The sequence below is a fragment of the Nonomuraea sp. NPDC047897 genome, assembly GCF_043204415.1.
In the GTDB taxonomy this organism is placed as follows: domain Bacteria; phylum Actinomycetota; class Actinomycetes; order Streptosporangiales; family Streptosporangiaceae; genus Nonomuraea.
Window position 1 is genome coordinate 298092 of the sequence record NZ_JBIDCC010000006.1, and the last position, 14374, is coordinate 312465.

At 74.6% G+C, this 14374-nt stretch carries 12 protein-coding genes and 1 pseudogene; 4 read left to right on the forward strand and 9 right to left on the reverse strand.

Translation table 11 applies throughout. The annotated features are described in order from the left end of the window. Positions 1–30: 30 nt before the first annotated feature. The 4 genes from ACGF0J_RS16200 to ACGF0J_RS16215 form a co-directional block, all read right to left on the reverse strand. Positions 31–1641 (reverse strand): penicillin-binding transpeptidase domain-containing protein, encoded by a 1611-nt coding sequence (locus ACGF0J_RS16200; protein ID WP_393146340.1) that lies wholly within the window; start codon positions 1639–1641, stop codon positions 31–33. Between the two features lie 60 nt (positions 1642–1701). Further along, on the reverse strand, positions 1702–2361 hold the full coding sequence (locus ACGF0J_RS16205; RefSeq protein ID WP_393146342.1) for a lysophospholipid acyltransferase family protein: 660 nt from the start codon (positions 2359–2361) through the stop codon (positions 1702–1704). Positions 2362–2823: 462 nt separating this feature from the next. Beyond that, on the reverse strand, positions 2824–3780 hold the full coding sequence (locus tag ACGF0J_RS16210; protein WP_393146344.1) for a polysaccharide lyase family 1 protein: 957 nt from the start codon (positions 3778–3780) through the stop codon (positions 2824–2826). 164 nt (positions 3781–3944) lie between these two features. Next, positions 3945–5933 (reverse strand): HelD family protein, encoded by a 1989-nt coding sequence (locus tag ACGF0J_RS16215; RefSeq protein ID WP_393146346.1) that lies wholly within the window; start codon positions 5931–5933, stop codon positions 3945–3947. Positions 5934–6002: 69 nt separating this feature from the next. On the opposite strand from ACGF0J_RS16215, the gene ACGF0J_RS16220 reads away from it, so the two are divergent. Continuing rightward, on the forward strand, positions 6003–6602 hold the full coding sequence (locus tag ACGF0J_RS16220; RefSeq protein ID WP_393146348.1) for a TetR family transcriptional regulator: 600 nt from the start codon (positions 6003–6005) through the stop codon (positions 6600–6602). Positions 6603–6962: 360 nt separating this feature from the next. Continuing rightward, positions 6963–7103: pseudogene (locus tag ACGF0J_RS16225) on the forward strand (hypothetical protein); the annotation flags it as partial. A gap of 71 nt (positions 7104–7174) precedes the next feature. Here the strand turns inward: ACGF0J_RS16225 and ACGF0J_RS16230 are convergent. Continuing rightward, positions 7175–8020: an SDR family oxidoreductase gene (locus ACGF0J_RS16230; protein ID WP_393146350.1), complete on the reverse strand. Its 846-nt coding sequence runs from the start codon at positions 8018–8020 to the stop codon at positions 7175–7177. A gap of 69 nt (positions 8021–8089) precedes the next feature. Here ACGF0J_RS16230 and ACGF0J_RS16235 point away from each other — a divergent pair, with 69 nt between their 5' ends. Continuing rightward, the gene (locus tag ACGF0J_RS16235; RefSeq protein ID WP_393146352.1) at positions 8090–9037 is read left to right on the forward strand and encodes an AraC family transcriptional regulator; all 948 of its coding nucleotides are present in this window, start codon (positions 8090–8092) and stop codon (positions 9035–9037) included. A gap of 7 nt (positions 9038–9044) precedes the next feature. On the opposite strand, the gene ACGF0J_RS16240 is transcribed toward ACGF0J_RS16235, so the two are convergent. Together ACGF0J_RS16240 and ACGF0J_RS16245 are read right to left on the reverse strand one after the other, a co-directional pair. Further along, positions 9045–10016, reverse strand: a complete 972-nt coding sequence (locus tag ACGF0J_RS16240; RefSeq protein ID WP_393146354.1) for a tyrosine-type recombinase/integrase — start codon at positions 10014–10016, stop codon at positions 9045–9047. Positions 10017–10107: 91 nt separating this feature from the next. Further along, positions 10108–10575: a MarR family winged helix-turn-helix transcriptional regulator gene (locus tag ACGF0J_RS16245; protein WP_393146356.1), complete on the reverse strand. Its 468-nt coding sequence runs from the start codon at positions 10573–10575 to the stop codon at positions 10108–10110. A 72-nt stretch (positions 10576–10647) separates the two neighbouring features. Here ACGF0J_RS16245 and ACGF0J_RS16250 point away from each other — a divergent pair, with 72 nt between their 5' ends. Then, positions 10648–11472, forward strand: coding sequence for an SDR family oxidoreductase (locus tag ACGF0J_RS16250; RefSeq protein ID WP_393146358.1), 825 nt, complete (start codon positions 10648–10650; stop codon positions 11470–11472). A gap of 12 nt (positions 11473–11484) precedes the next feature. On the opposite strand, the gene ACGF0J_RS16255 is transcribed toward ACGF0J_RS16250, so the two are convergent. Both ACGF0J_RS16255 and ACGF0J_RS16260 read right to left on the reverse strand, forming a co-directional pair. Then, positions 11485–12675 carry a cysteine desulfurase-like protein gene (locus ACGF0J_RS16255; protein WP_393146360.1) on the reverse strand — a complete coding sequence of 397 codons (1191 nt, stop codon included), beginning with the start codon at positions 12673–12675 and terminating at the stop codon, positions 11485–11487. 101 nt (positions 12676–12776) lie between these two features. After that, positions 12777–14297: a serine/threonine-protein kinase gene (locus ACGF0J_RS16260; protein ID WP_393146362.1), complete on the reverse strand. Its 1521-nt coding sequence runs from the start codon at positions 14295–14297 to the stop codon at positions 12777–12779. Between the last annotated feature and the right edge of the window lie 77 nt (positions 14298–14374).

The window sequence follows — 14374 nt, forward strand, 5'->3', positions numbered from 1 at the left end:
CTTCCGGGCGGGGCTTCGGTGGTCCGCTCCCTACGTCGCGGGCAGGCCGCGGAGGAAGTCGGCCGCGATCGGGGCGGCGACCTTGCCGCCCCCGCCGCCCCCCTCGACCACGACCGCGAACGCCACGTCGCCCCTGAAGCCCATGAACCAGGCGTGCGAGTCGAGCTTCTCGCCCGAGCCGTACTCGGCCGTGCCGGTCTTGCCGCGGGTCCCCGCCGGCAGGCCGGCGGCCTTGGCCGTCCCCTTGGTCACCACGGCCGCCATCATCGCGTGCAGGTCGTCCTTGACACCGTCGGGCAGCGGCCGCTCGGCCGCCTTCTGCTCCAGGCCGGGCACCAGCGTGGGCGGGCGCCAGGTGCCGTCGGCGATCGCGGCCGCCACCGACGCCATCGACAGCGGACTCGCGGTGATCTTGGCCTGCCCGAACGACTCGGCCGCCAGCTCGGCGTCGGACGTCGCGCGGGGCAGGCTGGCCTTGGTCGCCGGGACCCCGATGGACAGCGGCTGGTTGAAGCCCACCTGTTCGGCCGTCTCCAGCAGCTTGGCCGCCCCGAGGCGCTGCTGGGCCAGCGGCGCGAACGTGGTGTTGCACGAGTGGGCGAAGGAGTCGAGGAACGACAGCGAGCCGAACTCCGCCCGCTCGGAGTTGCGGATCCGCAGCCCGCCCACGGTCGCGTACTTGGGGCACGTCACCGTGTCGCGCGGCGACATCCCGTCGGCCAGCAGCCCGATCGCGGTGACGGCCTTGAACGTCGAGCCGGGCGCGTAGCGGCCGTCGAGCGCCCGGTTGAAGCCGCCCCGGTTGTTGACCACGGCCAGGATCTCGCCGCTGCCCGGCTCGATCGCCACCAGGGAGGCGGGTTTGTCGACGTCCTTCACCGCGGCCACGGCTGCCGCCTGGACCTCCGGGTCGAGGGTCGTCCGCACCGGCTCGCCGGTGGCGCCCTTGATCCTGTGCAGCGTCTTGCCGCCGGACTGGATCTCGGTCGTCGGCGTGCCCGCGAGCCGCTTCTGGAACGTCTCCTGCAGCCCGCCCCGGCCGATCGCCTGTCCGGGCCGGTAGGCGGAGCCGAGCCGGGCGACGTCCTTCTTGGTCGCCTTGTCGAGGTAGCCGACGAGCTGCTGCACCGACCCGCCGGCGGTGCCGGTGTCGATGCGGTCGCCCTCGGCGTCGGTGATCGCGGCCCGCTCCGGCCATCGCGTCCTCAGCGTGAACGTCGTGCCCGAGGTCAGTGACGGGTGCAGCGCGGCAGGCGTCCAGGCCACCTTCCAGGTGCGGTCGGTCACCGCCAGGTCGAGATCTCCCTGGTAGGTCCACGAGCCGAGGTTCTTCAGCGTGAGCGTCGCCGTGTAGGGGACGCTGGCCCGGCCGTCGGTCTCGGTGGCCCGGCCCAGCCGCACCTTCGTCGACTCCACGCCGAGGCCGGTGCGCATCTGCTCGTACGCGGTGAGCGCCTGCGGCGCGGCCAGTTGGGCGCTCATCGCCGTGGTGTCGCCCCGCTCCCAGGCGGCGGCGAAGCGCTGCGCCGTCTCGGTGGGTGACCCCCTCGTGTGCAGCAGCCAGTAGGCGCCACCGCCGGCGGCCCCCGCCACCAGCACGGTGATGCCCGAGACGATCATGATGGTACGGCCACGCGCCACTGTCAGCCCCCTGATTGGTCGGCAGCGCTCGCTGGACAGGATCTCAGAGCCCGGCCAAGGCTAGGGCATCCCCTGCGCCGCCTTGAAACTCGCCGCGTAGGTCGGGACGTACTCCTGGCCGGACAGCTTCTGGATGGCGGCCATGATGTCGTCGGTGACGCGACGGCGGGCGCGGGCGTCGCGGTGGTCGCCCTCGAAGGTCAGCGGCGCGCCGATCGTGATGCCGATCCGGGCCGGCCGGGGGACCGAGGCGCCGACGGGGAGCACCTTCTCGGTGCCCTCGAGCGCGACTGGCAGCACCGGGGCGCCGGTCTTGAGCGCCAGCCAGGCCACGCCGATCTTGCCGCGGTAGAGGCGGCCGTCGGGGGAGCGGGTGCCCTCGGGGTGGATGCCGAACAGCTCTCCCCGCTCCAGCAGGTCCGCCGCCGCGTCGAGCATGGCCTGCGCGGCGTGGGCGCTCTCGCGGTCGGTCGGCAGGCTGCCGCCGAGCCGCATCAGCCAGCCGGAGACCGGGTTGCCGTTGAAGTACTCGTTCTTGGCGGCGAACGTGACGTGCCGGGGCAGCAGCGCGGGCAGCAGGAACGAGTCGAGCACGGACAGGTGGTTGGCGGCCAGGATCGCCGGACCCGTCCTCGGCACGTGGGCCGCCCCGGAGATGTGCGGGCGGCACATCATGTGGGCGAGCGGTGTCGCGGCGAACTTGACCACTTGGTACAGCAACGGGCTCTCCTGGGAGGGTCGTCGGACGGCCACCCCACCATAGAGCAGGCGCCCCGGCCGGAGCCGGAGCGCCTGGGAAAAGCGTTGAGGCCGATGTGGCGGTCGCCTCCTCGGCGAGATGCACAACACGGCTCCAGCCGAACGGTATTCCGTGAAGGCGGTAATTTGCGGCCCGGGGGACACAGACCACATCGGCCATTCGACTCTAACGGACATCGGGTGATCCGTATTCCATCCGGCCCAAAGATTCGGTCACGTCCTCGCCTGGTGTGGCTGGGCGACAGGCGAGAACCGCAGGTCACGGCCAGGCGGGCCGCCTCGGCGCGGGACGGCGATTTCGTGCGACCGGCGAGGATCGACGTGCTGGGCGGAGCCGCCGGCGGGCCGGGCGCCTCGGCGACGCCCTGGGGCGCACCGCCGGTTCTTCGCCACGGAGGAACCGGCGGAGACCGGGGTGGGCGATCAGAGGGACACGCGGCCCGCTCCCGCGCCGCTCGTCACGATCGACTTGACGGCCGCGGGCGCGTCGAGCCGGTACGGGTACGGGATCGGCTTGACGCTGCCGCCGGCGTCGCCGCTCCCGGAGTTGACGAGGAGGTTGTCGCGGGCCACCAGGGCGCCGGCGGGGGAGCTGCCCTCGCCGCGGTGGTAGGGGTCGTCGACGTTCTCGAAGGAGTTGGCCTCGACCAGGACGCCCGCCTCCTGTGTGGAGGCGACGCCGTAGCCGCCGTTGTCGGCGTAGAAGTTGTTGAAGACGTGCACCGGGTTGCCGAAGCGGACGCGCGGGTGGCGCTGGTTGGAGCCGTCGAACCAGTTGTGGTGGTAGGTCACCCTCAGCTTGCCGCGGTCCTCCGAGCCGTTGCCGTCGCTGTGGCCGAGCAGCATGGACTTGTCGTGGTCGTGGACCCTGTTCCAGGAGACGGTGACGTAGTCGCTGGCGCGCTTGACGTCCACCGCGCCGTCGTTGCCGTCGGTGAAGGTGTTGTGGTCGATCCACACGCGGGTGGAGTACTGCACGTTGATCGCGTCGTCGTTCCAGCCGCGGAAGGTGAGGTTGCGGATGATCACGTTGGACGCGCGGGAGACGTTGAATCCGCACCCGGAGATCGTCGCGCCGGAGTTGCCGATGACGGTCTTGTCGGAGGCGACCCGGAGCATGCCGGAGCAGGAGATCGTCCCGGACACCCGGATGACGGCGGGGGAGCCGGATGACAGGGCGCTGGACAGCGCCGAGGACGAGCTGACCGTGGTGGGCGGGGTGGAGCCGCCGCCGGTCGTGCCGCCGCCCTGGGTGGCCCAGCCGAGCGGGGTCGTGTCGGCCGCGGCCTGCCGCGTCGTGGCGGCGGCGGGCCACAGCGCGCCGGTCAGGGTGAGGGCGGCGGTCAGGCCGGTGATCAGGGTACGTCGTGGTGCGCGCATCGCTGGATTCCTCCCGTGGGGATGGGTGGGGGTGGAACACGTGGACGCCGCAACCGTAGGAAAGCGCTTTCCTTGCCGTCAAAGCCGCCTGCCCGCCCGCGCCGCCGCCGGTGACGTCGCCGCAGGCCAGGGCATGACAGCTCTCTTGACAGGTGGTGAAAGTTTCAGACACGCGCCGGGTCGGGGGCCCCGAGCTCGGCGGGCAGCGGCCGGGCGTGCACCACGTCGAGGCGGGAGACGGCGCGGGTGAGCGCCACGTACAGCCGATTGAGGCCGCGTCGCTCCGCCTCGACGATGGCGGCCGGCTCGGCCACCACCACGTGGTCGAACTCCAGCCCCTTGGCCAGCGACGCGGGGAGCACGCTCAGCCGCTCGCCGAGATCGAGCCCGCCGTCCCACAGGGCCGCCCGCAGCGCCTCGGCGTGGTCGTCGGCGGCGATCACCCCGACCGACCCCTCGAAGCCCAGCGCCTCGCGCGCCGCCGCGACGACGCCCCGCTCCAGGCCCGGCACGCGGACGACCCGCAGCCGTCCGTCGCGGCGGTGCGACCGCGCCTCGGGCACGTCGGCGTCGAGCGCCGCCAGCAGCCGGTTCGCCAGCTCCACCACCGTGGCCGGCACCCGGAACCCCGTCGTCAGCGCCACGACCCGCGCCTCCGGCTTGCCCAGCGCCGCCATCACCTCGGGCCAGGAGCGGGCGGCCCACGGCGTGGTGCCCTGCGCCAGGTCCCCGAGCACGGTGAGCGAGCCGTGCTCGCTGCGCCGGGCCACCGCCCTGCACTCCATGGGCGACAGGTCCTGCGCCTCGTCCACGATCACGTGGCCGTACCCGGCCGGCCGCTCCAGCAGCCCCGCGACCTCGTCCAGCAGGACCAGGTCGGCCCGCGACCAGGCGGCGCCCCGGTACGTGCGCGGCGACCTCGACCACGCGATCGCCCGTCGCTCCGCCTCGGTCAGCGGCCCGTCGCCCGGCGGGCGGGACAGCACCTCGCACAGCACCTCCTCCGGCCGCGCGACGGGCCACACGGCGTCCAGGAACGGGGTGACGCCCCGGCCGATCCGCCGCACCCAGGCCGCGTTCGCCGCCTGGCCGCGGGCCTCGGCCTGGCGGCGTACCAGCTCGACCACGCGGGCGCGCACCCGTTCGCGTCCGGTCAGGTACGGCAGGTCGTCGCGCAGCGTGCCGGCGACGACGTCGCGCAGCTCGTCCTCGCCCACCCGCCACCGGTAGGAGCCGTCGGGCACCGCCAGCGGCCCGTCCGGCTCGGCGATCCGCGCGTACAGGGCGCGGCGTAGCACCTCGGCCATCCGGGTGTCGTGCTTGACCGCCTCGGCGGCGGGGGCGTCGGTGGCCGTGACGGCCGCTGCCGGGAACGCCGTGGCCAGCAGCCGTTCGAGCGTGGTCTGCGCCACGCCCGACTCGCCCAGCGCGGGCAGCACGGCCGCGATGTAGCCGAGGAACGCCGGGTTGGGCCCCAGCACCAGCACGCCGCCGCGCTCCAGCCGCTGCCGGTGCGCGTACAGCAGGTAGGCGGCCCGGTGCAGGCCGACGGCGGTCTTGCCGGTGCCGGGCGCGCCCTGCACGCAGATCGACTGGCCGGCCTCGGCGCGGACGAGGTCGTCCTGCTCGGGCTGGATGGTGGCGACGATGTCGCGCATGGGGCCCACCCTGGGCCGCTCGATCTCGGCGGCCAGGATGCGGCTGTCGCCCTGCTCGCCCAGCTCCAGCCGTTCGTCCTCGTACGAGGTGAGCGCGTCGCCGGACCAGCCGAACCGGCGGCGCACCGCGACGCCCTGGGGATCGCGCGCGCCGGCCTGGTAGAAGGCGCGGGAGACGGGGGCGCGCCAGTCCACCACGAGCGGCGGGGCGCCGTGCTCGCCGGGGACGTGCCGCCGTCCGATGTGGTAGGCCCGCCCGGCGTGGTCGGCGGAGTCGCGGCCGAAGTCCAGCCGGCCGAAGAACGGCGGGCCGTCGGGCTCCTCGCTCAGCTCCTTGGCCAGGCTCTTGAGGTGCCTGCCCAGGCGTTCGGCGCTGTAGCGGTCGGCGGCCACGGTCTCGCCGGTGATCACGTTGTCGCGTGCGGCGTCGAGCATCCGGCGCAGCCCGTCGCGGCAGCGCTCGGCGTGCCGCCTCTCCTCGTCGAGGCCGTCCACGGCTGAACCTCCCAAAGCGTTAACCGAGTAAAAATTTTGACCAGGTTAACACTTTGCTAGAGTGGCCGCATGACGGGACTACGCGAACGGCAGCGGCGGCGGGTGCACGAGGCGATCTCGGCGGCGGCCGTCTCCCTCTTCCTGGAGCGCGGGTTCGAGGAGGTCAGCGTCGCCGAGGTGGCCGCCGCGGCGCAGGTGTCCAAGCCGACGCTGTTCAAGTACTTCCCGGCCAAGGAGGACCTGGTGCTGCACCGCATCGCCGACCACCGGGCCGAGGCAGCCCGCGTGGTGCGGGCCCGCGATGCGGCGGAGCGGCCCGTCGAGGCGCTGCGCCGCCACTTCCTCGACGGGCTGGCCCGCCACGACCCCGTCACCGGGCTGAACGACCAGCCGCAGGTGGTGGCCTTCCACCGCATGGTGTTCGGCACGCCCAGCCTGGCGGCCCGGCTGCTCCAGCACATGGCCGACGATGAGCGGGCCCTGGCCCGGGTCCTGGCGGAGACCACCGACGAGCTCACGGCCGACCTGCTGGCGGGACAGGTGCTGACGGTCCAGCGGGTCCTGGCCCGCCGCAACTGGGCGGCGATCGCCGCCGGGCGGCCCCTGGCCGAGGTCGAGCCGGAGGCGATCCGCGCAGCCGAGCACGCCTTCGCCCTCCTCGACCGCTGAGCCGGGGGCGCGCCCGCCTGCTCAGCCGGTCAGCCAGGTCTCGTGCAGGTGCAGCCAGCGCAGCCCGGCCCGGCCCCGCTCCAGGACGACCGTGGCGCGGCGGCCCGCGGCGTGCTGCCACTCGTCGTAGCGGGCGACGACGAGGCCCGGCGCCGTGGCCACCACGGTGACGGCGCGGATCTCGATCCGCGCGCCCGGCACGCGCCCGTACGCGGCCGCCACCTCGGCGAGCACCTCGGCCCGCGACAGGAGCCGCCCGTCCGGGCCGGCCAGCGTGAAGCCGGGCGCGTGCGCGTCGGCGAACCGCCCGAACGACGCCCGCGGCGCCGTCCCGGCCAGCCACCGCTCGATGACCTGGTGATGCCGCACCACCTCCGCCCGCACCACCTCCGCCCGCACCACCTCTGCCCGCACCACCTCCGCCCGCACCACCTCTGCCCGCACCGCCTCCGTGACGCCCGCCTCCGTGACGCCCGCCTCCGTGACGCCCGCCTCCGTGACGCCCGCCTCTGTGACGCCCGCCTCCGTGACGCCCGCCTCTGTGACGCCCGTCGGGGCGTCTGGCCGGGCCGTCATCGGGACGCCCGGGGCAGGGCGGACGCCCAGGCGGCCGGCGACGTCACCGCGATGCCGAGCCGCTTCGCGCCTCCGGACGGAGCCGCGTACAGGTCCCGTCCCCGCGCGGCGATCCACCGGTACGTCGACGCGACCCCCGCGGCCGTCCGCGGCCCCGCCGCGGCGGCCAGCCCCGCCTCGAAGGCGTCCACGTCCGCCTCCTCGTACCGGGCCCCGAAGGCCGACGCCAGCTCCGGCCCCGTCACCGGTTCCCCGCCGAGGTCCAGGGCGGTGCCCTCCAGCCCGTCGCCGGTGAGCGCGGCCAGGGTGGCGGCGGCCAGGTCGGCGTGGCTCAGCCAGGCCACGGGCACGTCCGCCGGCATCGGGTAGCGCAGCACCCCTTCGGCGGCCAGCCCCTCCCGCACCCACGGCGCCGCCAGGTTCTCCAGGTACAGCGGCGGGCACAGCACCACCGCCGGCACCGGTGACCCCAGCACCGCCCGCGCCGCGGCCCGCCGCGTCTCGAACGCCGCCACGCCCGTCTCGGCCACCGGCAGCCGGTTGCCCGTGCAGAACACCAGCCGCCGCACCCCGGCCCTCGTCGCCGCGTCCACCACGTGCCGCACGTAGGCGGCGACCCGGTCCGGCTCGAACTCCAGCGGCAGCATCACCGAGGCGTGCGTCACCTCCGCGAACGCCGCCGCGACCCGCCCGGCGTCCCCCAGATCCGCCCGGAACGGCTCCACCCCCTCGGGCGCGGCCCCCGTCCGGGACAGCCCCCGCACCGCGTGCCCCTCGTCCACCAGCCGCCGGGCCACGGCCCCGCCCTGGGCGCCGCCGGCGCCGAACACCAGAACTCTCATGCTCCCAGCCTGCGCGGCGCGGCCGGTACGCTCCATAAGGCCGGGTCCGCGAATCTTTAAGGATCGTCCATGAGTGAGGATCTGCTGAGCGAGCTCCTCGCGCCGCTGCGGCTGGAGGGCGTCTTCCACAGCCGCTGGACGGCCCGGGCCCCCTGGGGTGTGGCGGGCGAGGGCGAGGACTGCGCCCTCGTCCACTACGTGCAGGCCGGGACGTGCACGGTCGAGCTGCCCGGTCACGACCCGGTGCGGCTGGCGGCCGGCGACCTGGCCGTCTTCCCGCACGGGACCGCCCACCGGCTGGCCGACGCGCCCGGCCGGGCCACCGTGCCGCTGGCGAGCCTGCTGCCCGCCCGGCCGCCCGGCGTGGCGGGCACCGTCCGGATCGACGGCCCCGGGGCGGAGACCACGATGCTCTGCGGCGGCCTGCACTACGCCGCGGCCGCCGCGGCTCCCCTGTACCGGGCGCTGCCGCCCGTGCTCGTCCTCGACCGGGCCGCGCTGGCGGGGCAGCCGCTGCTGGCCGGCACGCTGGCCGGCCTCACGGCGGAGTGGGACGAGACGGCGCCCGGCCAGGCGCTGGTGGCCCTGCGGGCGTTCGAGCTGGCCTTCGTGCTGGCGCTGCGGGCGGCGCTGGGCGGCCTGGCCGCCACCGAGCCGGTGCTGCGGGCGCTGCGCCACCCGGCCGTGGGAGCGGCGCTGCTGGCGGTGCAGCGCAGGTTCGCCGAACCGTGGACGCTGGACCGGCTCGCCGCCGAGGCGGGACTGTCGCGCTCGGCGTTCGCGGCGACCTTCCGCGAACTGGTGGGCGAGGCGCCGATGCGCCACCTGACCGCGCGGCGGATGCAGGAGGCGGCGCGGCTGCTGGCGGAGACCCCGCTGCCGCACCACGCCATCGCCCGACGCGTCGGCTACCGCTCCGACGTCGGCTTCCACCTGGCCTTCAAGCAGTGGTACGGCACCACGCCCGGCGACTACCGCCGGGCCGGCCGCCCCGCGCGGGGGCGGGCGGCCACCTAGCGGCCACCTACGCGAGAGGACGGGGGGCGGGCAGGCGGATGCGGTCGACGGCCTCGCGGCGGGTCTTCTCCGGGCGGCGGTCGTAACGCGCCGTGGTGGCCGGAGACGAGTGGCCCACCAGGGCCTGCGCGGTCGCCAGGTCGACGCCCGCGTCCAGCAGCTCGCCGATGAACGTCCGGCGGAAGTCGTGCGCCGTCCGCCGCGACGCGCCCGCCGCGCCGAGCCGCCGCGCCAGGATGTCGGCGATGCCCTGCCCCGTCAGCCCCACCGGGCGGCCGTCGCGCACCCGGACCCGGCCGGCCCTGCTGACCGGGCTGAACAGAGCGCCCGGCGTCGCGCCGCGCACCGCGAGCCACCGCTCCACCAGCCCGATCGCGTCGGCGGTCAGGTAGACCAGGCGCTCCTTGTCGCGCTTGCCGCGAACGCGCAGCGACCGGGCGCCCGGGTCGTAGTCGGTCAGGGCGAGCCCGCCGATCTCGGCCCGGCGGCAGCCCGTCGAGTACAGCACCGCGATCAGGGCCGCGTCGCGCACCCCGGCCGGGGAGTCGTCGCAGGCGGCCAGCGCCGCGCCCACCACCTCCGGCGGGACGTGCTGTCCGGCCGGCAGCCGGCTCTGCCGCACCGGCGCCAGGTCGGAGGCGCGGGCGTAGTCCTCGGCGCTGGTCTGCCCGAGCCGCCACGCCTCCTTCAGCACCCGGCGCAGCGCCACGATGTGCTTGTTGACGTACGCGGCCGACCACCCCTGCTCGGTGAGCATGGTGCGGATGCGCACCGTGTGCTCGTAGCGCAGCAGGTGCCACGGCTGGCCGGCCCCGGTGGCCGTCTCGTCGCCGGTCAGCAGGCGGGCGAGCCGGTCCAGGCATCCGCGCATGGTGCGGCGCGATTCGGGGCTGGTGAGGGAGTCGAGGTAGACGTGGTAGGGGTCGCGGGCCGGCTCGACGGGCGGCGCCGCCAGGTCGGGTACGGCGGGCAGGCTCACCCCGCCGATCCTAACGGCGCTCTCCCGCCCGGCCCGGCCCTGACTCTCTCGGGCGGCCGAGCCGGGGCGGGTGTCACGTCGCAGGGGCCGGTCACCGGTTCCCGGCTCCGAGCCGTTCGGCCTGGGCGAGGCCGACCTCGGTGGTGCGCCGCAGGAAGCCGGCGATGAGCTCCAGCTCCGCCTCGGAGTAGTCGCCCAGCACCTTCTCGTAGGCCGAGCCGGGCTCGTCCCAGGCCTGGCCGATCCGCTCCCGAACGCCCGGCGCCAGCGACACCAGGGCCCGCCTGCGGTCGGCCGGGTCGGCCTCCCGCACCGCCAGCCCCGCCTTCTCCAGCCGGTCGACCAGGCGGGACGCCGAACCGGGGGTCAGCCCGGTGAGCCGGGCGATGTGGCCGGTGGTCACCGGAGCGGTCTCCAGGTCCAGCAGGGCCACGCACTGCAGGTCGGTGGGATGTAGGCCGAGCCGGTCGGCCATGGCCTGGTTGAACAGCACGTATGCCGCGTAGTTGCGCTGGCTCTCCGCGATGATCCGCTCCCGCAGCTCCCGCCGGTTTGACAATGCCCTCTCCTGCCGCGAATCATGTGCGTGACACACAATATTCGTCACACACATATTTGTGAAGGAACAACCATGTCCATTCTCGTCACCGGCGCCCGCGGCGGCGTAGCCCGGCACCTCATCGGCCTGCTGCGCGAGGCCGGCCAGGAGGTCAGGACGGCCTCCTCGTCACCCGGCGCCGCCGAGGTCGTCTGCGACCTGGCCGACCCCGCCACCTTCCCGGCCGCGCTCAAGGGCGTCACCGCCGCCTTCGTCTACGCCGAGCCCACCGGCGCGGCGGCCTTCGCGAATGCCGCCGCCGAGGCCGGCGCCGAGCACCTCGTGCTGCTGTCGTCGGCCGCCGTCCTCGACCCCCGCGCCGACGACAGCCCGCTGGCCAAGTCGCACCTCGACGCCGAGCGGGCCCTGCTCGCCGGCCCGGTCCCGGCCACGCTGCTGCGGCCCGGCTCGTTCTCCTCCAACGCCCTGGCCTGGTCGTGGCCCGTCAAGGCCGGGCGGCCGGTCAGCCTGCCGTACCCGGACTCGCACAACGACCCCATCCACGAGGCCGACGTCGCCGACGTGGCCTTCGCCGTGCTGACGAACCCCGGCGCGCCCGGCACGCCCCACACGCTCACCGGCCCGGCGTCCGTCACCTTCGCCGAGCAGATCGACATCCTGGCCGCGGTGACGGGCACTCCTATCGCCGTCGAGCAGGTCAGCAGGGAGCGGTGGAAGGAGGAGATGGCCGACTACATCGCCGGCCCGCACGCCGACGCGCTGCTCGACTGGTGGGAGGCGAACGTGGACAGGCCCGCCCCCATCACCGGCACCGTCGAGCGGCTCACCGGCCACCCCGCCCGCGACTTCACCACCTGGGCCCGCGAGCACGCCGACGCCTTCCGCCCGTCCGCCTGAGCGGCGGGGTGGTCACGGCTGCAGCGCGGCCACGCCGTCCAGCAGGCGGTCGACGTCCTCCCGGTCGTTGTAGTGGACGAGGCCGGCCCGCACCGCGCTGCCCGCGTCGCGGATGCCCAGCGCCGCGGTCAGCTCCCAGGCGTAGTTGTGGCCGTTCCACACGTTCACGCGCCGGGCGGCGAGCCGCTCGGCCACCTGACGCGGCGTGAGCCCGGCCACGGTGAAGTACGCGGTCGCGGTCCGCCGCGCCGGCTTGCCGTAGAGGGTGACGTGCGGCATCGCCTCCAGGCCCGCGACCAGCGCCGCGAACAGCTCCAGCTCGTGCTCCTCCGCCGCCGTCATCGACGCCAGCAGCCGCTCCCGCCGCGTCCCCGTCCCGGGCGTCAGCCCCGCCAGGTGGTCCACGGCGGCCGTCGCCCCCGCCAGGTCGGCGAACGCCGCCGTGCCGGTCTCGAAACGCTCGGGCACGGTGGCGGGGGAGGAGGCCAGCTTGTCCGGATGGATTCGCTCCAGCAGCGCGGGGTCCGCCACCACGGCGCCGACGTGCGGGCCCGACCACTTGTAGGCGCTCGTGGCGTAGCAGTCGGCGCCCAGCGCCCGCATGTCCACCGGCCCATGCGCGGTGGCGTGCACGCCGTCCACGTACGTCAGCGCCCCGGCGGCGTGCGCCAGCGCGCAGATCGCCGCCACGTCCGGCCGGGTGCCGAGCACGTTGCTGGCCGCGGTCACCGCCACCAGCCGTGTCCGCTCGCCGATCAGCTCCGCGTACTGCTCCACCGGCAGTTCCCCGGTCACCGGGTCGACCTCGGCCCAGCGGACGGTCACGCCGGTCTGCGTCCACGGCCGCACGTTGGCGTCGTGGTCGAGCCGCGACAGCACGACCTCGTCTCCCGGCCCCCACTGCCTGGCCAGCGCGGCGGCCAGCCGGTAGGTCAGCGTCGTCATGTTCGGACCCAGGATCACGCCGTCGGGGTGGCCGCCGACCAGGTCCGCGACGGCCTGCCGGCAGCCGGCCACGATGGCGACCGAGCGGTGGCTGGCCGGGAACGCCCCTCCGACGTTGCCGATGCCGCTCCGGTAGGCGCCGGCGATGGCGTCGATCACCGCCTGCGGGGTCTGCGTGCCGGCGGCGCCGTCGAGGTAGGCGTGGCCGTCGGCCAGCGCGGGATAGCAGGTTCGTACCTTTTGTACGGGAAAGGGCATGGTGTCTTCATGCTCACCCGCGAGAGGGCTCAATCCGGTCACCGGGCGGCGCAGCCGGGCCCCGGCGGCGGGGCGACCCCGAGCCGGCGCCTCCCGCCCCGCTACCCGCTTCCCGCCTCTGCCGTTGCCGTGATCTCCCGTACCAAGGCCGTGAACTCCTCCGGGTCGAAGAAGTCGCCGCTGTAGCGGACCTCGATCGTCAGGTTGCTGATCCGGATGCGGGCCTCACCCCGATCGTCGGAGTCGTCGATCACGAGTTCCGCCTCGTCCCCGAGCCGGGGGCGACTCGTCGTCGCAGCGCCCTGTCCGTCGGCCGCTCCGGCCGACTCCTTGAGGAGGGCGGCTGCCGACCCGGCGCTGCCATGAATCATGACGTTCACCCGTAATTCGGACTGGACCATGTATTTCCTGTCGGACCTCCACTCGCATCGGCTCACCTGACCGGTGTTGATCATGACGCCAGGCCGCGGATTCGACACGAGCTCCTCGACGCGAGCCGCGCTGAACAGGCCCGACCGGCAGACCTCGGGCACCGTCACGAACCTGCCGGTCTCCTGCGCCGTGGCGGATGCAGTGGCAGACGGCGTCTTCGGTGCCCCGCCGGGTCCCGCCGCACCGCCCTCGCCCGCCAGCAGCATGCCGGCGGCCATCCCGCCGGCGACGAGCGTGACAGCCGCGACGCCGGCCCCCGCCCACACCCGCCCGCGCCGGACGAGCAGCCGATCGGACGACCGTTCGGGACCCGGCGTGACCGGCGGGACGTCCTGTCCCCGCAGCGCGTCCAGGACCGGCCCGTTCGGCGCATCCGGATGGGAGAGACGCTTCGTCACGTCGACGAAGCCTGATCGACCCGAGAGCGCCGACCTCAGGTGCTCTCTGGCGGCCGAGGCATCCAGACGTGCGTCCGCGTCGCGGGCCATCAGCCCCGCGATGACCGGAACCAGCGGGCCGGCGCGCCGCATCGGCTCCGGCTCGCGGGACACGATCGCCGCGATCGTGGTGACGACATCACCGGTGTCGTAAGCCTGACGCCCTTCGACGGCGAAGTACAGCGTCGCGCCGAGCGACCACAGATCCGACGCCGGCCCCGGCGCGGCGCCCGCCAGCCGCTCCGGAGCCACATAGCCCAGAGTGCCGACCACCAGGCCGCTCTCGGTCATGGGTCTGGTGGCACCGGCGAGCAGAGCGATCCCGAAATCGCCCAGCACCGCGTTGCCGTCGCTGTCCAGGAGGACGTTCTGCGGCTTGACGTCCCGGTGCAGGACGCCTTCGGCGTGCGCGGCGGTCAACGCGTCGAGGAGTTGCAATCCCACCTCGGCCGCTCGGCGCGGACTCAGCGCCCCTGACGCCTCGACCTCCTCCGCCAGGGATCGCCCCGCGACGAGGCGCATGACGATCCACGGCCGACCGTCGTCCTCGATGACGTCGTACACCGAGACGATGCCGGGGTGGTCCAGACGGGCGGCCACCCGCGCCTCGGTCATGACCCGGGCCCGCTGCCGGTCGCGCTCGGACTCGCTCAGCCCTTCCGGAAACCGAAGCTCCTTGAGAGCCACGGCGCGCTTCAGCTTCCGGTCATAGCCACGCCACACCGTTCCCATCCCGCCGGACGCGATCGGCACCCGGTCGAGAACGTACCGGCCCTGGTCCAGCTCCCGCTGATCAGACATGTGCACGGACGATAGCGGACAGTGGGTGG